The 21,091-nt window shown below is 59.2% G+C and carries 23 protein-coding genes; 15 read left to right on the top strand and 8 right to left on the bottom strand.

What is annotated here, in order from left to right:
- Positions 1 to 359 precede the first annotated feature (359 nt).
- Entirely contained in the window at positions 360 to 668 is a 309-nt protein-coding gene (locus AC24YW_RS28650; protein WP_487485850.1) for a hypothetical protein, read from the bottom strand.
- 30 nt (positions 669 to 698) lie between these two features.
- Positions 699 to 1,022 carry a hypothetical protein gene (locus AC24YW_RS28645; RefSeq protein WP_487485849.1) on the bottom strand — a complete coding sequence of 108 codons (324 nt, stop codon included), beginning with the start codon at positions 1,020 to 1,022 and terminating at the stop codon, positions 699 to 701.
- Positions 1,023 to 2,641: 1,619 nt separating this feature from the next.
- Here AC24YW_RS28645 and AC24YW_RS28640 point away from each other — a divergent pair.
- A complete protein-coding gene (locus tag AC24YW_RS28640) occupies positions 2,642 to 3,517 on the top strand; it encodes a hypothetical protein (RefSeq protein WP_487485848.1) in 876 nt (291 codons plus the stop codon).
- A gap of 4 nt (positions 3,518 to 3,521) precedes the next feature.
- Here the strand turns inward: AC24YW_RS28640 and AC24YW_RS28635 are convergent, their stop codons facing one another.
- Positions 3,522 to 3,953: a hypothetical protein gene (locus AC24YW_RS28635; protein WP_487485847.1), complete on the bottom strand. Its 432-nt coding sequence runs from the start codon at positions 3,951 to 3,953 to the stop codon at positions 3,522 to 3,524.
- Between the two features lie 98 nt (positions 3,954 to 4,051).
- Between AC24YW_RS28635 and AC24YW_RS28630 the strand changes: the two genes are divergently transcribed.
- Positions 4,052 to 5,578 (top strand): M6 family metalloprotease domain-containing protein, encoded by a 1,527-nt coding sequence (locus AC24YW_RS28630; RefSeq protein ID WP_487485846.1) that lies wholly within the window; start codon positions 4,052 to 4,054, stop codon positions 5,576 to 5,578.
- Between the two features lie 51 nt (positions 5,579 to 5,629).
- Here AC24YW_RS28630 and AC24YW_RS28625 read toward each other — a convergent pair whose 3' ends face one another.
- Complete coding sequence (locus AC24YW_RS28625) at positions 5,630 to 7,645, bottom strand: S8 family serine peptidase (protein ID WP_487485845.1); 2,016 nt, start codon at positions 7,643 to 7,645, stop codon at positions 5,630 to 5,632.
- Positions 7,642 to 8,466 (bottom strand): trypsin-like serine protease, encoded by an 825-nt coding sequence (locus AC24YW_RS28620; protein WP_487485844.1) that lies wholly within the window; start codon positions 8,464 to 8,466, stop codon positions 7,642 to 7,644. The genes AC24YW_RS28625 and AC24YW_RS28620 overlap by 4 nt, the downstream gene beginning before the upstream one ends.
- Positions 8,467 to 8,649: 183 nt before the next feature.
- Here AC24YW_RS28620 and AC24YW_RS28615 point away from each other — a divergent pair, with 183 nt between their 5' ends.
- The 6 genes from AC24YW_RS28615 (at position 8,650) to AC24YW_RS28590 (ending at position 12,943) form a co-directional block, all read left to right on the top strand.
- The gene (locus tag AC24YW_RS28615; RefSeq protein ID WP_487485843.1) at positions 8,650 to 9,027 is read left to right on the top strand and encodes a hypothetical protein; all 378 of its coding nucleotides are present in this window, start codon (positions 8,650 to 8,652) and stop codon (positions 9,025 to 9,027) included.
- Positions 9,028 to 9,054: 27 nt separating this feature from the next.
- Entirely contained in the window at positions 9,055 to 9,192 is a 138-nt protein-coding gene (locus AC24YW_RS28610) for a hypothetical protein (RefSeq protein ID WP_487485842.1), read from the top strand.
- 11 nt (positions 9,193 to 9,203) lie between these two features.
- Positions 9,204 to 9,488, top strand: a complete 285-nt coding sequence (locus AC24YW_RS28605; protein ID WP_487485841.1) for a hypothetical protein — start codon at positions 9,204 to 9,206, stop codon at positions 9,486 to 9,488.
- An 83-nt stretch (positions 9,489 to 9,571) separates the two neighbouring features.
- Positions 9,572 to 9,958 carry a hypothetical protein gene (locus AC24YW_RS28600; protein WP_487485840.1) on the top strand — a complete coding sequence of 129 codons (387 nt, stop codon included), beginning with the start codon at positions 9,572 to 9,574 and terminating at the stop codon, positions 9,956 to 9,958.
- Complete coding sequence (locus AC24YW_RS28595; RefSeq protein WP_487485839.1) at positions 9,955 to 11,133, top strand: hypothetical protein; 1,179 nt, start codon at positions 9,955 to 9,957, stop codon at positions 11,131 to 11,133. The genes AC24YW_RS28600 and AC24YW_RS28595 overlap by 4 nt, the downstream gene beginning before the upstream one ends.
- A gap of 91 nt (positions 11,134 to 11,224) precedes the next feature.
- Positions 11,225 to 12,943, top strand: coding sequence for a hypothetical protein (locus AC24YW_RS28590; protein ID WP_487485838.1), 1,719 nt, complete (start codon positions 11,225 to 11,227; stop codon positions 12,941 to 12,943).
- Positions 12,944 to 13,433: 490 nt separating this feature from the next.
- Here the strand turns inward: AC24YW_RS28590 and AC24YW_RS28585 are convergent, their stop codons facing one another.
- The gene (locus AC24YW_RS28585; protein WP_487485946.1) at positions 13,434 to 13,625 is read right to left on the bottom strand and encodes a hypothetical protein; all 192 of its coding nucleotides are present in this window, start codon (positions 13,623 to 13,625) and stop codon (positions 13,434 to 13,436) included.
- Between AC24YW_RS28585 and AC24YW_RS28580 the strand changes: the two genes are divergently transcribed.
- The 6 genes from AC24YW_RS28580 (at position 13,589) to AC24YW_RS28555 (ending at position 19,065) form a co-directional block, all read left to right on the top strand.
- On the top strand, positions 13,589 to 13,816 hold the full coding sequence (locus AC24YW_RS28580; RefSeq protein ID WP_487485837.1) for a YbfB/YjiJ family MFS transporter: 228 nt from the start codon (positions 13,589 to 13,591) through the stop codon (positions 13,814 to 13,816). The genes AC24YW_RS28585 and AC24YW_RS28580 overlap by 37 nt on opposite strands.
- A 205-nt stretch (positions 13,817 to 14,021) precedes the next feature.
- Positions 14,022 to 14,372, top strand: coding sequence for a YbfB/YjiJ family MFS transporter (locus AC24YW_RS28575; protein WP_487485836.1), 351 nt, complete (start codon positions 14,022 to 14,024; stop codon positions 14,370 to 14,372).
- A gap of 437 nt (positions 14,373 to 14,809) precedes the next feature.
- Positions 14,810 to 16,201, top strand: a complete 1,392-nt coding sequence (locus tag AC24YW_RS28570; protein WP_487485835.1) for a ferritin-like domain-containing protein — start codon at positions 14,810 to 14,812, stop codon at positions 16,199 to 16,201.
- Between the two features lies 1 nt (position 16,202).
- Positions 16,203 to 17,627, top strand: a complete 1,425-nt coding sequence (locus AC24YW_RS28565; RefSeq protein WP_487485834.1) for a LodA/GoxA family CTQ-dependent oxidase — start codon at positions 16,203 to 16,205, stop codon at positions 17,625 to 17,627.
- 104 nt (positions 17,628 to 17,731) lie between these two features.
- On the top strand, positions 17,732 to 18,703 hold the full coding sequence (locus AC24YW_RS28560) for an NAD(P)/FAD-dependent oxidoreductase (protein ID WP_487485833.1): 972 nt from the start codon (positions 17,732 to 17,734) through the stop codon (positions 18,701 to 18,703).
- 221 nt (positions 18,704 to 18,924) lie between these two features.
- Entirely contained in the window at positions 18,925 to 19,065 is a 141-nt protein-coding gene (locus AC24YW_RS28555) for a hypothetical protein (RefSeq protein ID WP_487485832.1), read from the top strand.
- A gap of 91 nt (positions 19,066 to 19,156) precedes the next feature.
- On the opposite strand, the gene AC24YW_RS28550 is transcribed toward AC24YW_RS28555, so the two are convergent.
- The gene (locus AC24YW_RS28550) at positions 19,157 to 19,795 is read right to left on the bottom strand and encodes a hypothetical protein (protein WP_487485831.1); all 639 of its coding nucleotides are present in this window, start codon (positions 19,793 to 19,795) and stop codon (positions 19,157 to 19,159) included.
- 43 nt (positions 19,796 to 19,838) lie between these two features.
- Here AC24YW_RS28550 and AC24YW_RS28545 point away from each other — a divergent pair, with 43 nt between their 5' ends.
- Positions 19,839 to 20,339 carry a hypothetical protein gene (locus AC24YW_RS28545; protein ID WP_487485830.1) on the top strand — a complete coding sequence of 167 codons (501 nt, stop codon included), beginning with the start codon at positions 19,839 to 19,841 and terminating at the stop codon, positions 20,337 to 20,339.
- Between the two features lie 300 nt (positions 20,340 to 20,639).
- On the opposite strand, the gene AC24YW_RS28540 is transcribed toward AC24YW_RS28545, so the two are convergent.
- Entirely contained in the window at positions 20,640 to 20,894 is a 255-nt protein-coding gene (locus AC24YW_RS28540; protein WP_487485939.1) for a patatin-like phospholipase family protein, read from the bottom strand.
- Positions 20,895 to 21,091: the final 197 nt, after the last annotated feature.

The raw sequence follows: 21,091 nt of genomic DNA, 5'->3' as shown, positions 1-21,091 counted from the left end.
GCCACGGTACTCGGACGCAGCGGATTGGTCTTGAAGCGAGTGTGTTCGCACTGGTTGTACAGATTTCCTACATTGCCCGGGTCGTCCATCGTGCCGTGGACCGCCGACCAATAGTACTACCCGAGGGGATCATCCCGCTTTGCTTGTGAACGGGCCTTCATCTTGCCGACCCCGGCTCGTAAGGCGGCGACCTTCTGAGGATCCTGCGAGAACGACTTGATGTTTTGTCGCGTTCTCACGGCGCCGGTCTCCGCTCTAGCCGGTCCCGACGACGACTTGAGGAAGACCGATAAGCGCGGCGCAGGAGAGCAACGTCCTTCTAGTGAGAGTCATCTCGCCTCTCCTAAGGTTCGGGACGGTCAGTCCGGGCACCCTTGCGTGATCCAATCTTCGATAATCTTGATCTGATCATCCGGTATGAACGGCCCACCCTTGGGCATACGTAAAGCCGGGCCGGCAATACCTGTCCTTAGATCGATTATTAGGTTCGTGGCTGCTCCGTTTTGCCCGATCAGTTCGGGTTGAATGAGACGTTTTCCATGTCCTGACGCAGCGAGAAGGTTTTCTTTGGTGTCCCAATTGAAAGTCGCGCCGTGGTTTTCCAGTTGCGCCGGCCTACCCTTGGCTTGCACCCAAGCGGCCATGCCGACTTCGAGAATTCCTTTCACTTGGTCGAAACCCAGGTGCCCCTCCCGGCGTCACTTGAGTCGACTGCGAACTTGGCTGACGTTCAGCTTCTTAGCCTGCAAGATCACGTTTCCGTTGCTGTCCGTCACCGCCTGAGTGTCGTGACAGCTGAAGCAGTTGACGAAGCTGTTCAGCGTAAAAGACTCCATGGCCAAACTGGAGAGTCCGTCTTCGCCAGCGACGATCGCTGCCGGGTTGTCCGTGTCCATTCCCGCGGGGTTTGCGATCAACATGTTTGTCTTGAATTGATCGGGCTTGTCCATCCAAATCGCACCGACGAGCCGATAATTGCGGCGTGCATCGTTTGGAGCGCTTTTCGCAAACAGCGCGGTCATGGATTTGTTGAGGTCTACGATATCGCCGTCCTCGTCCCAACAGATTTCGAACCCGGAAACATCCGGTAGATGGAAGTTTGAATTGGCTTCCCGCCCGTCGTCTGGGATTTCTCATCGAATGCGGCTGCCATCGCAGCTTCGGTGAGAAATTGATTAGCCGCAGATGCAGTAGTCCCGCTTTTGTACAAGACAAAGTCCTGCGTGCTGATCGGACCATCGAGCCCGCTAGGTAAACCGTTCTCGACCGATGGCTGAGCGGCGGCCGCCGGAGCGAGATCGCGAATGCCATTACCGTCGACGTGCTCGAATGTGGCCCAGACGAATTCAGAGTGCCCCTCGGGAATGAATACGACGTGGAGTGCGAGCAGAGCGACAGTCTCGGTTCGAGGTGGTGCGGACTCATCGACAACCAATTCGAGCCGTCACTTTTCAACGTGGGCACGCTTGTCTCAGCGAGTGTTATGTAATCAGCAGGCGGGTTGTTTTTCGGAACGACTCGCCAAGCCGATTTGAGCTCCACAGCTCCTTTCGGCAGCTCGAGTTCAGGGTCAGCACTCTGGACCGCAGCCTTCGTCGTCAGCTTCTTTGCCGACACGAATTCGGCGAACGTCTGATTGATGTGAATGGCGTAGAAGATCGGTTGGCCAACTTGATCAATCAGAAGGCCGGCGAAACCGGCTTGGCGCACGCCTGCGTTTATCGAGCCCGGATCGTTCGGGCCGGGAATTCGCACCGTCGCGACGTCGAAATTGTTGGAGCCTTTCAGGTCACGAGGCGCCACCGCCAGCAAATTCAGCCTCTTCGCCGCGAACTGAGGGACGATCTGAGGCCCGAATACATCGCCGATCGCCGGATACGATAAGAACGCTGGATCTCCGTTCACGGGGGAGCGGCAAAAAGTAAATTGTGCCAAGCCGGTTTGTAGAAGAACGCAATCCGGCTCCGGATGTGGCGGCGGGCGATCAATGGCGGGAGCCGGCGCAATTGGTAACCATTGCGACTCCGCAGGGCAGTCCGCGCAGCCGAGTGTGGGAAAGAGAAGGGCGAAGGCGATCGTCGCGGCCGCTCTCAAATCTTGGCGAAACGAAATACGATAGTGTCCACGGAAAACCTCCGCGATGACTGCGTTGAATGATCTGTCCGAACCTCGAAGGCGTCTGAAACTGGCGCGTCAGAAAATAATTGTCGATCCCTGCTAAACGTTAATGTGGTCAAACGGCATCTTGGGCCGGCAAACGAAATTCAAAGCCTGGCAATAAACCGAGGGTATCGACTGACTGATTGTTGCGTCTTTTTACGGCAATTTGCAATTGTATTTTAAGGGGACTCATAATCTTGGCCAAGCGGAACGCTTAGCTATAGTTCGATATCGATGATGTCGCCGGCGAAACGTATCTCTCTTCAATGGAAGGGATTGGCGCATGAGTTGTGACCGAGGAGTTTCCCTGGCCTCAACGTCGAGGGGTAGAGTCCGTCGAGACAGCTCGCTGTCGTTCGTCTCGCCTGTCTTTCTTGTCTTTCAAGCCTCAACAAGACGGCTATCTCCAAACAGCGCGGTTGTCGGGGCCTTTACATTTATAAGTTGTTGCGACATCCTTGCTTTAATCAAGGGGGGCAGGATGAAGAGTGTTCTGGCGTTGTGCGCCGCATTGGGTTTATGCGGTTGCGCGTTGTTGCCATTGGACGAGCGGCACGGCGCCGCGACGATCGAGACATTCAAGCAGAGCATCCAATGCGAGATCGCGGCCGTCGCCACTGACCCACGATTTGCACACTTTCAACTCTCGAAATGGCTGGTGAAGACGTCGTTGGATATGACGTTGATAGACACGTTGTCTGGAGATGCGAAGGCTACCGTTCCCATTCCGAATCCTACGCTGCCCAACATCTTTCCGGGTGGGTCGCTCAGCGGAAAGTTCACCCACACCGGCCACGTCGATTTCGCCGTCTCGATTCCGGAAGCCATCGCCATCTATGGCGACAAATGCCAAGGACCCGATCCCTCCCAGACCCATCTCGGTCTTGCAGCCTGGATAGCTGCCACTCTTGACCAAATCCGGCCCGAGAACCACGGTGGGCTGAGCTACACCGTCGACGTAGACGTAATCGCCAGTGTCGGATCCCGTTTTGGATTCGTCTTCAGCATCGTCAATACAGTCGATTCCGGCGCCGGTTATCAGCGGGAAGGCGTGCATCATCTCGTCGTAACGATGTCGGAGCCAACACCGCCGTCAGGCCCGTTGGCCGTGCGGGTCGTTGGACCGGTACGCGTCGTCGACAGCAGGCCGGTTAGACAGCCCCAGCTACAGCCCGACGCATCGTCAGGTCAGCAAGGCGAGGTAACGCCGGAGCCCCCCCATGTCGCGAGCAAACCACGGGTGCGACGCGTGCCACAACTGCCCTATCGCAATCCCGCTCTCGAAGATCCGAACTTGAACAGGATGCTCCAGCAACAGGCTCCGGTCAGGCTTGCCCCGGGGACCGTCTTACGATGAAGGTCTATTCGATCGATGGGGGCTGGGCGCTCTCCAGCACGACCGCTCGGCCCAGCCCTCTGACGAACTGTTCCTTCAAGACGCCCTGAATTTTCACCTTCTTGCCTAGATAATCAGCTTGGGTAGGCGGGATGCTCTGTTGGCTGCTCGGTGGCCGTTGTACTTCAAGCGGTGTTCTCAAACGCACGACGACCGATTTGTCCGAGCCGGGTTGCTTGATGACCAACCGCGAATTAGTGAAGTAGTTCGTGCCTTCGTTTTCGAGGACGCCCTCGACTACGAGATTGCTGTTCAAGAGTTTGTCTTTGTTCTGGATGACTTGCGAAGGGGTAAGCACCTGGGACGAGCCGGTAGGACCTGATGTCTGACCGTGCGCCGGAGCCGAGGCTGCAAGCAGCAAGGCGATGGCTGCGAAGCTTGGAATGCGATCGGGCAAGCCAAATCTCCTCGATGAACTGATTGACAGCGCCATCTTTTTAAGGTTGCATTGGAGCTATACTACAACATTTTTCATAGTGCGCGGATGGGCTTGTCATGCGCAATTTTCTCCTCGTCAGCTTTACGCTTTCCGTTGTGGCCGTTTCGGTCCCGACCGCATGGGCTACAGAGCCGCCCGCCGGTGGAGGCGAGTATCCCAACACGGAATTCGCTGACCGCTTCCGTCGGTTTACCACCAAACGCGGCTTTCTGAACCTTACAAAATCGATCGTTGCAAATCGTGTCGCCGTTGAGACAGGCATATTGACCGTGGACGGGGCGGACGAACGCGGAGGAACCCTGATCAAAGGCCGCAGGTCGATCCCCGTGATCGCGCTCAAATACAAGGACACGGCACAAGACCCCTATCCAGTCTACAATCTCGAGCAAGAGCTTTTCAAAGGGCCTTGGCCCACCGGCACTATGTCGGATTACTACAAGCAGATCTCGTACGGGCAGTTTTCGGTCGAAGGACAGGTGCTTCCTTGGTGGAAAGCCAGCAAGCCGGGTTCCTACTATGAGGGCGTCGTGCAGGAGCAGCAGCAGGGTGGTATCACGAAGAGGATCCCTTGCAATGGCATGTGCTCGACCGCAAAGCTCGGCGAACTGCTCGTCGCAGCACTTACCGCAGCCGAAAAGAATCTCGATTTCTCGAAGTACGACAATGATGGACCTGATAGCGTGCCGAACTCCGACGATGACGACGGTTACGTCGACTTCGTCGCGTTCGTCCATCCGGGGCGGGGAGGCGAGTGTGGTGCCCCTGACGGCCAGGTCAATAACAACATCTGGTCACACCGTTTCAGGCTCACGGATCTGAACGGCAAGGATTACGAGACGAAAGCCAAGGCGAAGGATGGTCGCCGTATCAGGATAGACGATTACGTCATCATGCCCGCGCTGGATTGCGACGGAAAACGTATGATCGAGATCGGCGTGTTCGCTCACGAGTTCGGGCATGCGTTCGGTCTTCCCGATCTCTACAACACCGGCAGGTCGGCCAAATCGCAAGGCGTGGGCACCTGGGACCTCATGGGAGCGGGCTCGTGGGGAGGCGACAACAAGACGCCGGGGCGGCCGTCGCATATGTCGGTGTGGTCGAAGGCGTTTCTCGGGTGGGTATCGCCGCTCGTGGTGACTGAGGACATGACCCATGCGACGCTTCGGCCGGTCGAGGACTTCCCGGACGCGTTGCGGATTAACGTTTCCAACGACGTCTACTATCTCCTCGAGTACCGGACGAAGAAGGGCTTCGACGATTCCTTGACGGGCCCCGGCGTCGTCATATGGCGGATCAACAACGCGGTGACCCAAGTCGGCTTGCTCAACAACACCGTCAACAACGATCCCAGCAACGAAGGCGTCGCGGTCATCCAGGCTGATGGATTGCTCCAGCTCGAAGACATAAAACAGTTCAACCGAGGTGATGCCGGCGACCCGTATCCGGGTACTTCGAACAACACCGCTTTCGACAATGGCAGCAAGCCCGCGAGCACCGGTAAGATCGCTATCTGCAACATCAGCCTGACGGCGGCGGCCGCATCATTCGACGTTCACGTCGGGGCCGGCTCCTGCCGGAAGTAGAGACCGGCGAGCAAACTTAGCGGTGGCGGGGGCTTCCATTCAGCAAGGGGCCTACGTCAACCTCATGCCGGGAACGAAATCGAACAATTCGCTCCACGGAACGGTCGCGATGCCGCCGGTGATTTGGTCGATCACGATCCCAGTTCCCGCGGGCGAACAGAAGAACGGTCTCACCCGGTGATCGTCGTTCTCGTAGAGCACCCGAAGACGCGACGGGTCCTGAGGCAGGACCGTGATCTTGCGAATTCGATTCGCTTCGAGCTCGTCTCTGTCGGAGCAGAGGTTGACGAAATTCGGTCTCTTCCACCGTCCAGTCAGCCACGCCGCTCCCTTGTCGGACTTTTCGACAACGTCCTCGTAGACGCTGACCGCCTTCACAGGGTCGAGAATGCCGGCTGCGGCGACGAGCCCGTCTAGTTTCGGTACATACCGTGACGATGCGATGAGCCGATTCTTTATCGCGTTCGGGTTTTCCACCCCGAGCGACCGTATCAGAGCCGCGGTGAACGACACGAAAGCGGCCGCTACCGAGGTGCCGAAGTTCTTGACGCGCGCGCCTTGTCGGGAAGTCTGATCGATGGCACAGCCGGGCGCGGCAATATCGACGTACTCCGGAGAGAAATTCGAGAAATTCGCCCGGCGCCCATCCGGTCCGTGCGCGGCGACCGTAATGGCTTGGTCCTGGAGGCGGCCAAGCTGCCCGCCGAAGAAAGCGGGATACAGCGGCTTGATGTTCAGATCTTTCCCTCTATTTCCCGCGGCTATGACGAGAAGAAGTTTTGGGTAACCTCTCGCGGCAGTGACGACGTTGTCCATGCTGTTGGGTGAACCGACACTCAGGTTCACAATGTCCGCATAGCTCGAAGCGTACTGAAGGCCGCGCAGAATTGCACCCTCGCGGATTTCAAATTTGTTCTGGTCGGCGAGGACAAGATTGACGACCTTCAGCCGGAGATGCTGCGCGAGGCCCGTGAACTGCCGGGTCTTCGCTCCGCCCGTCGCGAGATCGGCGACGTACCACCCATGTTCGGCGGCCTCGTAGCTGGCGGCGGGCGCAATCTTTCCCAAGCCCCGCGCATCTATTCCGTACACGTCATCGATGAAGCCGTTTCGGTCGTCATCGACGTTGTTGTTCGGAACTTCGAGCAAGTTACGTTCAAGCAACTGAACGGGAATTTCTGCAGAAGGCAATTCGACGCCAGTGTCGAGAACCGCTATGCGGGCTGGCTTTACAGTTGCGCCGGCCGTCTCTAGGGCGAGTCTATTTCTCGCCAAGGCCGCCGAAATAGCCCCCTCGTTGATCGGCCATGCCGCATTGGGGTCGGCTGCACTGCAATCGGATTTGTCGACGAATCCCGTCTCGAAGTTCAGCGGTTTGATGAGCTCAATGTCCTCTACTCCGGGAGCCGCGGACTGCGCTTGCACGTTTGGCGGGGCGGCAGCGGTCGTGGCGGTAAGTCTTCCGAGCTCATTGACGACGGTTTCGGGCGAGGGAGCGGCTTCGTTAAGCTGGATCGTCGTGAACTTGCTGACGACGGGCAGCACGACCTGCTTCGCGTCCTTCGGGTCATCCAAGTTGAGGTCTGGATTGAGAATGCGGACGAGTTGTCGAATGGTCTTGTTGCACCGGAGGTCTTTGTCGTTGGGCCCGCAAGGCTTCAGAATGGCCTCGGAGTCCGTGCCTATTTCTCGCTGAATGACTGTGTCGATCGTGTCGTTCGGTCTCAATGGTACCTTGGCGTCGCGAGCCCATTGCACGCATCCAGGCACAAGGACGTTTCGCGGCCTGTTTACCGGCGCTCTCTCGAAACTCGCTCCGTTGAGCTTGTAGAACTCTTCCTGGTAAGTGTTGGACAGACCCCCGCCGCAAAACGCCCGCATGAACGTTTCCGGTTTGACGCCTGCAGGTATCGTCAACTCCTTAGGTTTCGAAACGCCTGCCAAGTATTGGACTGCCTGATCTGACAGCGCTGAGGTCGCACGTACGGTCACCGTTTGGGCACGGCCGGTCGACGTCGCCGAGAAAAATACCGAGATCAAGGCTGCGGACGCGAGAAGCTTCCTCATCTGCATCCATCCGGTGCGTTTGGGAGGCCACAAATGCGCTGATCGACCGCAGCATCCGACCATTGTTTGATCCACGCCATCGCCTTTTCCGACGTCAGACTGGACATGTACGAGCGGCGCTGTACCGGCGAGACGCGAGAGTTGACGGAAGCCACCACCCTGGCGGAGGACATATCGCTTTCGATGAATGCTGGGCCTCCACTGTCACCGCGGCATAGGATTGCATCTTCGACGACCGTCGCGGTCGTGATGATACTATTCGGCTCGTGGGGCAGTTCACCCGGCAATGCCGTGATCGGGGAGTTGCCGACCCGGTAAACGTTGTCGATAGGCCCGGTGCCACTTATGCTGACACACCCAAAACCGGTCAGGCGAAGATACATACCAACCTTGAGCGCCTTAGGGTTCGTGTTCACCCTTTCGTACGGAACACCCGGTACTGGCTTCGTCATCTTGCATAACGCATAGTCGGCACTCGGATCTGCCGGATAGTCAGGGTGGTGGACACAGGTTCCAGAGTAGGGCACGTCCTCGACCTTGATGGAAGCCTCCCGACCCGCCCCGACACAGTGTGCGGCGGTCAGCAGGCTCTGGGGGCCGATCAGGGTGCTCGTGCAGCCATGTCCCGCAGATCTTGAATAGAATGATGCGCGCCATTCCGTCGGTTCCGCGACTTCGGCGTTTCCGAGCCGCGGGCCAGCGGAATCCTGTGCCAATTCGCCAACCGATTCAAACGAGATGCCGCCCGTATTGGGAGGCGTCATTGTCACGGGTCTGTCGGTGGCGCAGGCTTGGATCGAAGAGGTTGCAACGGACATCATTGCCAGTGACACCGCAATAACGTACCGGGCACGCGAAGCATTAGACATGAGACGGAACAATTCATGTGCAATGACGTCTAAATGAAAATTGATTGATGGATTGTAGCACACCCGGATGCAATAGCTAGTTGAGTCTTTGCAAAGGACCTGAGCGCCGTCGCCCAAAGTCACGATGAGATACTGATGGACGGCGGAAATAGCGACAGCCCCTTTTACCACGATGCCGTGACAGCAGCGATGAAACAGCCGGGCGTCGATCCAAACCGGGTAGCGCCGTTGGGTATCGGCCACTCGGGCGGTGCCGTCATGATAGCCGCCGGCGACGATCCGCGGGTCAAGGTCGTGATCCTGAACATGCCCTTCTACTCGGGGGCTCAAGATGCGAAAGGCTTTACTCCCGACATCGTGGAGATGGCCTGGCGTGACCGCGGGGAGCAGACCGGCTCAAGAGACCCCAAGACGACCTACGTCACGCCTTGGCCGACATCGTCGGCCAAGGCGATGGGCGAAGAGGGCGCCCGGACCTTCTTATCGAGCGAGCACGCCTGGAATTTCCGTTGACCGGGCCCGTCGAGGCATACCCGGGAAGTGTTCGCGAAGGCCGGTGCGAACGCGGAATTTGCCGTTCTGACACTGCACCATTTGGCCACCTACTTCGGCGATGCCTTCGAGCGCGCGATCGATACTCAGCTGCAGTTCCTTAAGCGCACGCTGTTGAAGTCGTGAGATCGCCGCCGATGCAGTCTGAAAGAGTCGACAAAACGCGATTAGCCGGATCGATCCCGCGCTTCTACGAGACGTATCTCGTCCCGCTCATCTCGAGCCTTACGCGCGCGACATCGCCTCGCGCGTCGCAGCAGTGCCCGCACGTACCTGCGCTGGAGCTGGCCGCAGGCACCGGCGTCGTGACGCGTAGGCTTGCCGACCTGCTGCGGCGCAATCGGCGCTCGTTCGCAGATTCGGGGCCGGGCCGGTTGAGTGGCAAGATCCAGGCTTTGGTTGTTGCGCTGCGACGCGACTGATTTTTGGCATCCACCGGTCGGTCCGGCACCTCGTCGCTCGGAGAAAATGCAGTTGCATAGCGGCGCAACTCGCCGGATGATGGTTGAGTGGCGCCGGGCATGCCACTGAAGAGGAAGATTTCATGGACCGAAGAATTTACGCGAAAGGGGTCGATTTCGCCCAAGTGGAGCAGGCCATCCGCGAAGCGCTGCGAGATGCCGGCAGCTCGAAGGAGCTCGCGGCCTCGGGGGTCCAAACGCCTCCCGGTCTTACCGACGAATTGAAGATCGCCAAGGGGCAGGGCATGTCTCCCGGCGAGTGGACGGAGATCATCGCGACTTTCGGTCCCCTCGCGGCCACCGTCGCCGAGGATGTCTGGACCATCGTCGTCGTTCCGTTCCTGAAGCGGAAATTCCGCGACGACCGGATCGCCACGAACAACCCGAACAGCACCTCACCGGCGGACAAGGGCGCGAACGAAAAGAAATGACTGACGGTCGGACGGCGCCGGAGCCGAGTCATCTCAATCTCGATGACCGGAAGATTTTCTCGCTGCGTGCTGCATACCTTCGAACCCTCGCCGATCTCTCTCCGGATGCATTGCCCTCGGACGAAGTCCAAGGTGAATTCGACGATGAACTCCGGAAAGTGAGTGCGCGAGTGCTGGGAGAGCATGCGCACGACCCGTTGGACACGTTTCTGATGGCAGTTCTGGATCGGACCTCGCGCGCGAGCCAAGCCGCGCTCGGAGGAGCCTACGACGAGATAAGGCCCGTCGTCGACGCGCTGCGAAAGCGGATCGACGGGGTCAAATGCGGTCTTTGCGTCAAGGGCGACATCTGTAACGGACGAGCAGGCGACGATCGCATCGTCGCTGAAGGGGGGCGTTGCATCTCCGATATCAAGGAGGCAATGAGAAATGCGAAGGATGACGCGACCCGCGAATACGGTCGGGTGCCGGCCGTCGCCGTCGTGGTCTGCACCTCCGGAGTGTCCCAGGCGCCGACCTGCATCCCGGGCCTCTCCCTCGCGGTGAACGGTCGAACCTGGTTCTCCGACGACGCGACGGCCAAAACGAGTATCGTGACGGTCGAGGTCGCGAGTTCGCTGCTCGACGGCCAGTCAATGGCGGCGCTGAACTACGTCGCGTTGCACGAGATGTTCTGTCATGCCTACCAGATGTCAGCTCGACCGGAAGCCCGTGAAAACGAGGGATTGTTCGTCGATCCGATTGCCGAAGGCATGTTGGATGCCGTGATCGTGGGCCTCATGGAGGAAAAAGCGCAGGCTGCCGGCGTATCGGATACCGGCGCTGCCTTCGAAGCCGACATGGCTCGTCGCATTCACCTTGCGAGGAAAGCGACCCGCGACAGGCCGCGCTTCAGTCAGGCGCCCGAGGTCGCGTTGGGAGCCCTTGTCCATGACGGGGTCCTTAGCCTGTATTCGAAGGAGGTCGGCAGGAACAAAGCTTCTCAGGCGGTTCGCAGGCTGGCCTACGATCTCAATCTCAACGGATGGGATTACCGCCAAAGGCGAGACGCGTTCGTGCGATTGCGGGCCCATTTTTTAGGTAAACCTCGCGATGCCAAGCTGATCGACCTCTTCATTGGGTATTTAAATACCTCTTCTGTTAATGAGTTGGTGCATTATCTCACGAACAATTGAGAGGACACTTGTCCGATGAAAAAGAGTTCTATATGGACGGTCTGCTAATCCTATCCCGTGGCTGCTGATTTCCTCAACGGAAGGCCCTGAAATGCTGGAGCAGTTTCGAATTTTGGCAGCAGCCTTGCGGTTGCGCGAATTCGGCACGGCCGACCTCGCGCGAGAGAGCGGCGTTGCCGAAGGAACGGTCCAAAAGACGCTTTATCGCCGGAAGGATCTCTTCATCGCCGAAAAGGGCGCCCCCACCGGGCGGCGAGGCGGCCAAACGAAGCACTACCGGGTCAACGAAGACGCGCTGCGAGGTGCCATTCAACGGGAAGTCGACGAACTCGAGCTTCCGGATCCGGACGACGACCTGGGTGCGGCACTCGCCGAAGACACGATGTGTCGGATCCTTCCGCGCGTACGCAAAGACGAGCGCGAGCCTGTCTTGGCCGGCGTCGGCGAGCAATTGTTCGTCGGGGGGCGGCGGTCAAGCGCGACCGATGCGCTTTTCGAACTGTATTCGGCGCTCCGCTATCTGGTACAGATGGAAAGATGGTTCGCGAAGGGCGCCGACATTTCCGGGCGCCTCGGATGGATCGTCAACGCGATACTCTCGGCCGAAGAAGCTGAGCACCGGCGAAAAAGTCCCGAGCACCTGCAGCAAACTGCCGCGAGGCTTCGCGCATTGCCGCACGACGCCCTGCATTTGGCTTCTTTCATGGGTGTCCTGGAGCCGAAGGCGAAGCCCGCGCCGATCGACCGTTGGTGGCTGGTGGTACCGGCCGCCGTCTGGACCGTTCTGCGAAGCGACTTTTGGCGGGATTTAGCGGGAGATCTCACACAACCTACGCTACTGTTGGCCTCCGGCACCTCTCCCGGCCTTCCGGTCCAACCGACCAAACCCGTCGTCATAACGCCGCCCGGTGACCCGCTCTCGCGGACCGCTTATCATATAATCCAAACCGAAGACCGACCGCGAGAACGGTGGTTCGAGCGCGTTCGATTGAGAGGCCTCAAATCCAGATACAATCCCGTGAAAGGCGATGAAGAGTATCCGATCGTTGGACTGTCGCACGTCCTCCCTTCCGATGTGCACGACTACGCACATATCGCAGGCGGTTTGACCCGCATCGGAGCGGACTATTCGCGGTCGGAGCCGCTCTACGCGATCAACGACGCCCACAAGGGATTTTTCGGTCAAGGCCCAACGTCCGTCATCGAAAGTTTCGACTTTCACTTTTCATTGAGACGGGTGGTCGGCTGCACGATCAGGCCAAACACGGCTTCGCAGTTCGGGTCGGACGCGCCCGTTGCCGCCGAAAGCTCGTGGATCCAGTTCGGAGAACTTCGCTTTTTCGGCGACAGATCTTCATTGGTCCCAAAAGGCTTCGGGTCCGATCCTCGTGCTTTTCACGAGCCGCCTCTACCGCCCAATTTCTCGGACCATATCAGTCTTCTCGCGCGTCATAACGGGGTCTTCCTGAAGTCACCTTCGCAACGGATTCTTCAGGTACGACTTAATCCCGGCCACGCGATCAGCGTCTACGAAAACGCGATCTTGAACAGTCAGTCGCTCGAAGAGGAAGCCAAATCCGGCGAAGTATGGTGGCTCGATTTCTCCATGGACACCGGACAGATCGTCGCCGCTCACATGCATCAGATGAGCGGGGGAAATCTGATGATTCCGATTCCGTTCGACGACCTACGTTATGATCCTCACCGACAGGGCTTTGTGCTTACGAAAGTTCCTGGCTTGAGCGAAGAGCCCAGCGTTGCTGCGGCGATAGCGATGGGAAAAATCGAGCCTAGGCCGGATCTGCACTGAATATCCGGCCGGCCACAATTGAAAGATGTTCCGCGCCCGGAATCCAAGGGGACTCTAGAACACTCATTCCGGCGTTCTAGATGACGGGGTCTCTCGACATTCGATCGTCCGGCCGCGACTAATGCATCGAAGCGGAGACGAAGCATGGCCACTACCCCGAACAGATGAAACTCGTCCACGAAGGCTGGCATCGCGCCATCGTCGCAACAGAACTAGACAAGCTGATGGACTTCTATGCGCCGGACAGCTTGGCCGTTTTGGTGATTGAAAAGGACCCGTCCGGTCATCCGCGGTCGGGACAACATTCGAAAGCACTTCGCCGGCTTCTTCGCGCTGAAGAGCGACGGCAAGGATTGGTATAGGCTGAAGAACTATCGTTGGGACGGAAAGACCCTTCTCTGGGATACCCGAGCCGAGGTCCTGACGGCGATCAACTTGACGTCGTGGAATCGTTCGATCTCGAGGACGGTATCATCGTTTACCATCGGGTCTACTGGGTCCGGGTCGGATTCAAGATGCTTAAAGACGCGGCTTCCAGATAGCTCGCGTCCTTGAGGCCGGATCGTCGGAGTGCCCGCGCCTCGACGGTCCGCTTCAGTTGGGCGGAAAGGCTTTCGATGAGAGACGACCCGCTCCGGATCGCCTTTGCCCCCATGTTCACGTTGGCGGCGGCGTTGGGCATCGATCGCTTCGTGTTCGCCGCTGTTGCCGGTCATGCAGGACGCTTATGGAGTGACAGCCAGTGAAGCGGGCATCATCGCGTCGGCCAACTTCGCGCGATACCTCACCGGCGCTCTCGCGCGTCCGCAGCGCGCTTTCCCGGAGATCGTCCGGCCTGGCTCATCGGCACGCTCTTCCTGGGCGGATCGTTGACGGGAGCGATGGGCGTGGGGACGGGCGTCCCTTTTTTTCGTCCTCGTACGGTATCTCGGCGGGTATGGCGGGCGCCTTCGCCATCGTCGTAGCTACCGCAACCATGGTGGAACCGTCGCAGCGAATGGTCGAAGCTCGCTGCTCGCGGTGCACTTCGCTGGTCGTCGCATCGGCTATAGCCCTCGCGATACTGAGCGCTCATCGGATGCCCTCGCCTGCGCTTTGTCTGGCGACCGGCCCGTCCATTCTCTTCTGGAACTGGGTGACCCGCGTCACGAGCCTGCCCTTGGCCATGTGCCTGGCGTATCTTACGGAGGCGACCGGTGTCGCCACCAGCCTCGCCGAACATTACGGGCTTGCGACGCTGCTCGCGGCGTCATGCGTCGGCGCGACCTTCATGGCCAAGACATCTCAGGGCATGGTGGCAGCGCGCGCGTTGTGGATCGGCGATCTCCGGCGGCCCGTGGGCATCATGACGGTGGCTTTCGGACTCGGGCAAATCGTCGGGCGGCAAATTCGCCCAAAGAGTGTAAACTTGACAACGCGCTCTGGTTGAGCATAAATTTTATCGATAATTCTGCAGTTCATAATGGGTTCTTTTTGGAGGACGATGCACGCGGATGCGGGCCTCGAATCGATTGATGCGCCAGCACAAGCGGCCTTTAGTTGTGCTTACATTGCGGGCGACGATGTGGCGATCACCATCGCCTAAACGACCGGCGGCAAGATTGTCTGCAGTTCATCGCACCATCTGTCACAACCGACCGGACCGCAGGGCGCTCTACACTGTGGCCGCGGCCTGCAGCTAAGCGCTCTAGTGATACGGCCGGCTGTGCAATCGAGCATTCGTTGGCATATCTGCGGCAAGGCAGGACCAATCAAATGTTGCCGCGCTCCGCCGAAACGACAGTAGAGAGCGCCGCGAAAGAGGTCGAGCGGATAGTCCGCAGAGCTTAGCGTAGGGACGCTTCAGCGCGCTGTCGGGAGAATGTCATGACGTTACCACGCATTGTCTGGAACGCCGCGGCGTCTCCGCATCTCGAGACCTTTTGGGAAGCGCGCGAACAGCAACCTCTCAGTCCAACGTTGGAAAAGCTCGCAAAGACTCTCGTTCAAATTGGTATTCCCCGGGTTGAGGCTGCCGCAACGCCAAAAGAGGACGCGATCGGCCTGCTGATGCTGGCAGCTGAGGTGGAGCACGCCCTCATGGTGCAATATCTATATGCGGCGCAGTCCGTTCGGGGTGTTGCGGGCCGGATCATTTCGCATATCGCCGTGCAGGAGATGGGCCACCTGGTGACGACGCAGAACCTTCTGCTTTGTCTGGAGGGAATTAGTCCGGAAGGCCTGCCGGCCCGCATCCATCTCGGCCGCGACGTGTTGCGACGGGGCAGCACCTACAATCCACTTCCATTTGTTCTCGAGAGAGTGTCGCGCACCGCTTTGGCAAAATTTATCGTCATCGAGCGGCCTGCGGCGATCGCGGATAACATGCTTCGCGCCCGGGTAGAGGCGCTGGAAGCCGAGGTGACGGCGCTCGGCGTCGATCCGAACCCCGTTTATGCGCTGTACGCGGCCATCCGCTGGATTTTCCAGGCGAGCGATGTAGATCCCGCCGGCTTGCCGCAGAGACTCGGATTCAAGCCTGGCTGGCACTTATCTGATGCGGATTTCGTTGACCCGGAGCAGATAGCGTCGTTCTGGGCAGAGGGCAGCGAGTGGGGGTCGGTGCCGGGATTGATCGTCGCTCCCGTCCGCGACAGAGCCGGTGCTTTAGCGGCGATCGATGCCATCACAGCACAGGGCGAAGGTGCAGCGAACTCAGAAGAATCCCATTTCCAAGGGTTTCTCGGCGTGCTGGACAGCTTCGAGGCCGGGCAAATCGTCGCCGCCTCGTTGCCGCGCACGCCATTCACGCGCTCCCAGCTGGAACCCGAGGATGATGAGGCCGTTGCGATCGTAAATCCTTACACTGTGCTTTGGGCCGATCTGTCTAGCATTGTTTATGAACTGCTGGTTCTCGACTTGGCTTGGGCGCTGTCGCAATCGCGGACAGCCGCGGTGCGGGCGGCAATGATCGATGTCTGCATCGAAGGCATGAATCGCGTCGTCCAACCGATGGCAGCACAACTGGCGAGGCGCCCGCTCGACGCCGACCCCCAAGTGAAAGCTGGCCCTCCGTATGGGCTGCGCCGTCAGGAATCGCCGACGACCCGGTCGGAATTCGCTGCGCGCTACAACACCGTGCTCGCGGAGCGGGACGGGATCATTGGCGTTATCAGGACTGCGAGCGAGTATTCTTCGGACATCACAGGAAAAGTCATACTGGAGAGCATCGCGGCGATCGATCTCCAGCGTGCGCCCAATCTGCCGCAAGGAGAGTGACATGCCCTACGCGATATATCCGCCGATCGGTCTCGCAAGGCTGGGCAATAGCCCGGAAGAGTTTTTCGTCGGTCGCGAAGAGCCGGATGGGCTCGGACTAGAGATCAATGCGGACGAATCGGAGCGCCCCGTCACGCGTTTCAAAGATATGAATTTCCGGATGAAGCGACAGGGCGCACGCTTCCGGATATTCGACGTCACCGACCCGGCAGCGCCGATCGAGGCCAATCTCCCGCTGGGTACCGTCGTCCGTTGGACGGTCACTCTCTGCAACAGGAAGGACGCGATCCAACGTCCGGGTGGGCCGCCGGCGCAACCGCGTGCCGTGATCGACGATCCGGCTCGCCTCGACCGCGCCATGTTGGCCACCGCGAATGTGAGTGGCGCAAACGCCGCCCGCGTGGCCATGGGGGCCTCCTACCGGGCCGTTGCGGTCAATCTGGGCCATCTCCTCACCGACCGTGCACAGCGTCTCATTGTCCTGGGCGGCTCGGGACGTTCCGAAAGCCCAGACAATGCGCCGATCGGTGACAGTTTTTATAACAACCCAGGCTGGTTCGACGACGTGGCGGATGGTCCGGTAATGGCAACCATACAACTGCCGAACCAGCAGCCGGTGGACGCCGTCGGCGCTTGGGTCATTGTGGGGCCGCCTGACTTCGCGCCGCCGGCCAACGGCGTTGTGACCCTTTATGACGTCATTCGACAGATGGCGATTGATCAACACTGGCTGCAAGCGCCAGCTCCTCCGTACTTCGACACTGACATCCGCCCGATGATCGCGCGCGCGTCGTCGTTGCAGCACGTGGATCCGGAGCCGACCTGGCCGACTATCAGCCAGGACTGGGCGGCTCTCTCCGACGCCAGCGCGGCGTTCCAGCCGCTGAGAGAAACGACGGCAACGCTCGTGCGCGAAGTCGAGAACGCCTTCCATGACTTCGAACTGCGAACATGGCAGATCGATGCTCTCGACTCGTGGGCAGCGGGACAGTTTCGGGCCGGCGCCGCGCCGTCACGGGGGCTTTGCGATACGCTGACGCGCGCGGCGTTGGACGGCGCGCTCGGACAGGGTTTTTTCCCGGGCATCGAAGCCGGCATCAACATGACCGATCCAGGACGCTACGAGAATGCCGCCTTCGAATTCCGCCTGTCCCACCAGGCCTCGCGTGCCGGCGACCTGACCGCGCTAATGGCGCTTCCGTGGCAGGCAGATTTTCTGAAATGCGGGGACAGCTGGTGGCCGGCGCAACGGCCCTATCGCGTGCTGACTGAGGAAAATGTAAAGCGGCCTTGGCTGCGGCCGGCGATGGACCATAGCCGGTTGGCCAAGGACGTGCAGAAGCTCGGAGTCATGACGCCTACAGGCGGGCAGGTGGTCGAGAAGGACCGTGATCCTGCGCTCGATTCTCAAATTGTTCAAGCGTGAGCCTTAGCCCGCCGAATTGCAGCGTTGCGGTGGTTGGTGCGGGGCCTGCCGCGTCGGTCGCCGCGGCATGTCTGGCGCGCCGTGGATGGGATGTCGTTCAATTCATGGACACTCCGGAGCGACCGCCGCGCCCGCCGGAGATACTCAGCCCATCAGCCCGCCACGTCCTGATGCGGCTGGGATTTCCCAGTGCTGCGCAACTCGGCCTGCCCTGTATCGGGGCACTGCGATGTTGGGAGTGCGAAGAGCCGGATTTTGTCGACTTCGCATTCTTCCAGGCGTTGGAAGCACGCTCGGTCGATCGCCACCCCTTGCACGAAACCCTTGCCCATCAAGCGAGCCTCGCCGGCGCCATACAAGTTAGCGCTAGGATCAAATCGAGCCATCAGGACAAGCTGAGTTGGGTAACATCCGACGGTTGTGAAGGCCAGACTCGGGCGGTTTGGATACTCGTTGCCACCGGACGCCGATCGAACTTGCGACCCTTCAACGTAATGCGTCGCATTCGTAGCGACCGGCTCGTCGCTCTCGCCTTTCCATGGACGCGTCGTGCACACGACGGATCCCTGATCTTGGAGGCGGTCGCAGAAGGCTGGTGGTATGCGCCGCCGCATCGCGGTGCCCTCGGCACGTTGATCTTCGTCACCGATAGTGATTTGCTTCCGGGGGACGCCGCCCAACGCATCTGTATGCTCCGAGAGGTTTATGGCGTATCCGCATTAATGTCTAAGGTGGGTGAAGCTCCCGATTTCTCCGATTACTTGGGTATGGATGCCCAGACCGGATCGGTTCGAGACCCCGTAGCCGGCAAGCTTGTCGCTATCGGTGATGCGGCCATTTCGTTGGATCCACTCTCAGGATCGGGTGTTCAAAACGCTGTCGAAGGAGCCTGGACGGCAGCTACCGAACTCGCCGATACCCAATCGATCGGTCCAGTCTATAGACAGTGGCTAACTGTATTTCGGGACAGGCAAATACAAATGAGATACAGGCAGTATGAAGATGCTGCCCGACGCTTTCGCAACTCTTCGTTCTGGCAGAGACGAATGGAGGTCGCGGCGGAGTCGCGACTCTAGGTGAGGCTCTGCACCGCTCTCCTGGAGAGGGAGCCTGGAAGCGGTCGGAGGAAGCATGAACGATTTCGATACTGACAGCGTTGTCGGTGGCTTCGTGATCCTCGCAATGTTCCTTTTCGGCCACTTCAACCGGTACATCGCGACGGAATTTCCTGGCTACCGGGTCGCAGTCTTCAGCCCTAATGGCGGGAGACGGCCTTTATCTTACGACGACGGTTTTGATGAATGCGCTGATCGGTGTTTTAGTCGCGTCCTTCTACACCATCTCCTTCGGGGTCTGCGTGTTTATCCTGATATCAGAGACGCTCTTCCGCGGCGGCGCACGCACGCTCTATCACATGATGGCGAAGCAAGTGGATTAAGCGCATCGATTACATCTATCTGATTGTCGGAGCGATCGGCGCGGTTCTTTCGGTAAATCGGTTAGCGGCGGTGCAAAATAATCTGCCGCTCCTAGAGGTAGCGCCGAGCCGTCCGCTCGATATCGTCGCGCATCTTTCCTCGCCGCATATGACCGCTGCGGGCCGTTTGCGGCGCGAACAGGGCCTTGCCATAACGCCGTCCCGTCTCAAGTCCCCAGAAATTCGCCGCCCTCATGCAGACGACCATCCGGTCACCCCGCTCGGCTTGTGCAAACAGGACCGACTGCACCCAATCGAGCATGACCCGGCTGGACGGCAGCGCGGCGAGAACATGATGATCGGTGAAGGTGCGTGAGTGATAGGCGCCGATGTTGGCGATGGCGACCTTGTCTCTGATGGCGTCCGGTTCACCCAGCCAGGCCAGCCGCGCCTTGCGCCATCTGGCGGCTTCCGGGTGACCGTCCGTGAACCCCAGCCGGCCGGTGCGTTGCCTGACGTAGCGTTCCTGACCTTCCTTCGATCTGGCGATTCGGACATCTGTTTCCGAGAAGCCCGGCGACAGGTAGAGCAGCACGACGGGGGCGGTTCGCAGCTTGCCGCCGAAATTGCAGGGGAGGCAGCGCAGGTCGAAGCCGTGGCAATCGCTTAGGCGATCAAAGATCGGCCGATCCAGCGGATGTATCGTCTCGGTCTTGCCGATCATCGACCAGAATTTGAAGATGTCCGTCATGGAAATTCCTTAAGTGGCCCTGAAGTGATACCTGGATGGCACGATGACTGAAGACTTGATTCTCTTACCGCGGGATCGCGCTCTCTATGAGAAATTGCACGCCTCACATGGCGACCTGGCGATAGCCAGTTCCAGCGCCCAGTATATCCTCAAGAAGGGGTGGCATTCCCTGTCGTTCCTGCGGCGGGGAAGCATGCCGATTCAACAGATCGCCTTCACGACCAGGATGATTGTTGCCTATGCCCGTCCATTTGCCGGAGGGCGGGGGAAGGGCATCAATTTCCCGGAGAGACTGTTGCAATACGGCAAGGCGCAATGGGCTTTCCATGAGCGCCTGCTCAACCTGAGAAACCAGGAATACGCGCACACCGATGCGTCAACGATCTCGGTGCGGCCGCTCAAGGGCAGCGCGGTCACCGATATACAGTCGATCCGCGATGTGTCCTTCTCGCCCGACGAATTGAAGCTGCTCCTGGTCATGACGCAGGGCGTGTCAGGCCGGATTAGGCAGCGGCTCGCCGAGATCCGGCGCAACGGAAGCTAGGGCAGGGCAGCCGAAGCCGGCCTGGGGCCTGGCATCAAGAGCCCAGGCTTTGGATGAAGAGGATCAGGTAACCCAAGGTCACCAGTCCATATGCAAATGTATGCAAGTTTAGATCCTTTGATCGTAGAGATTTGGGCCTCAAATCGAGGGAGACGATCGCCGACCGTTCCGACTATTCAGTTGGATCCGAATCTCTGACCGGGCGCATTTGGCAGATTCTCGCGGAAATATTTTTTACTGCAGGCGCCGGAAAACCTGTCGGCGCAGCGGCCCTTCGCGGTGACTGCCGCGAACGGGCCTTCAGCGCGCCACCGTCAGCGGATGGACTTGTATTCGGCCGGGTAACCTCTGCCGACCCTCTTGAACGTCGTCTCGCCGGCGGTATGAACAGCGAGGATCGCGGGCACCCCTAACGGCTCTGAGTTTGCTTATTTCTTTGACGGTTTTTCCAAGTGCTAGCAGCGCGGCGATGATCGCGCCGGTGCTCGTACCGAAAATTAAATCGAACTTCTGGAGTAGAGGACAGCCGACTAAGCCTTCGATTTCACGGAGCACTCCCAGCGTATAAAATCCTTTAGCACCATCGAGGCTCAGATCCGACAGGGTTTCTCGGCAGAAAACTCGGCCATCGCGCCCCCTCAAAGCTCAACGAAGTTCAATTTGCGGATTCGCCGACGCCGCGCAACCCGTGATATGCGCGGCTGACCGCTTCTACCCGGGCATCTTGACTTTTGTTCTAGGTTTGTTCAACC

The sequence above is a fragment of the Bradyrhizobium sp. USDA3516 genome, assembly GCF_057651995.1.
Note: the sequence above shows the minus strand (reverse complement) of the source record. Positions and strands in the feature narration are given on the sequence as shown.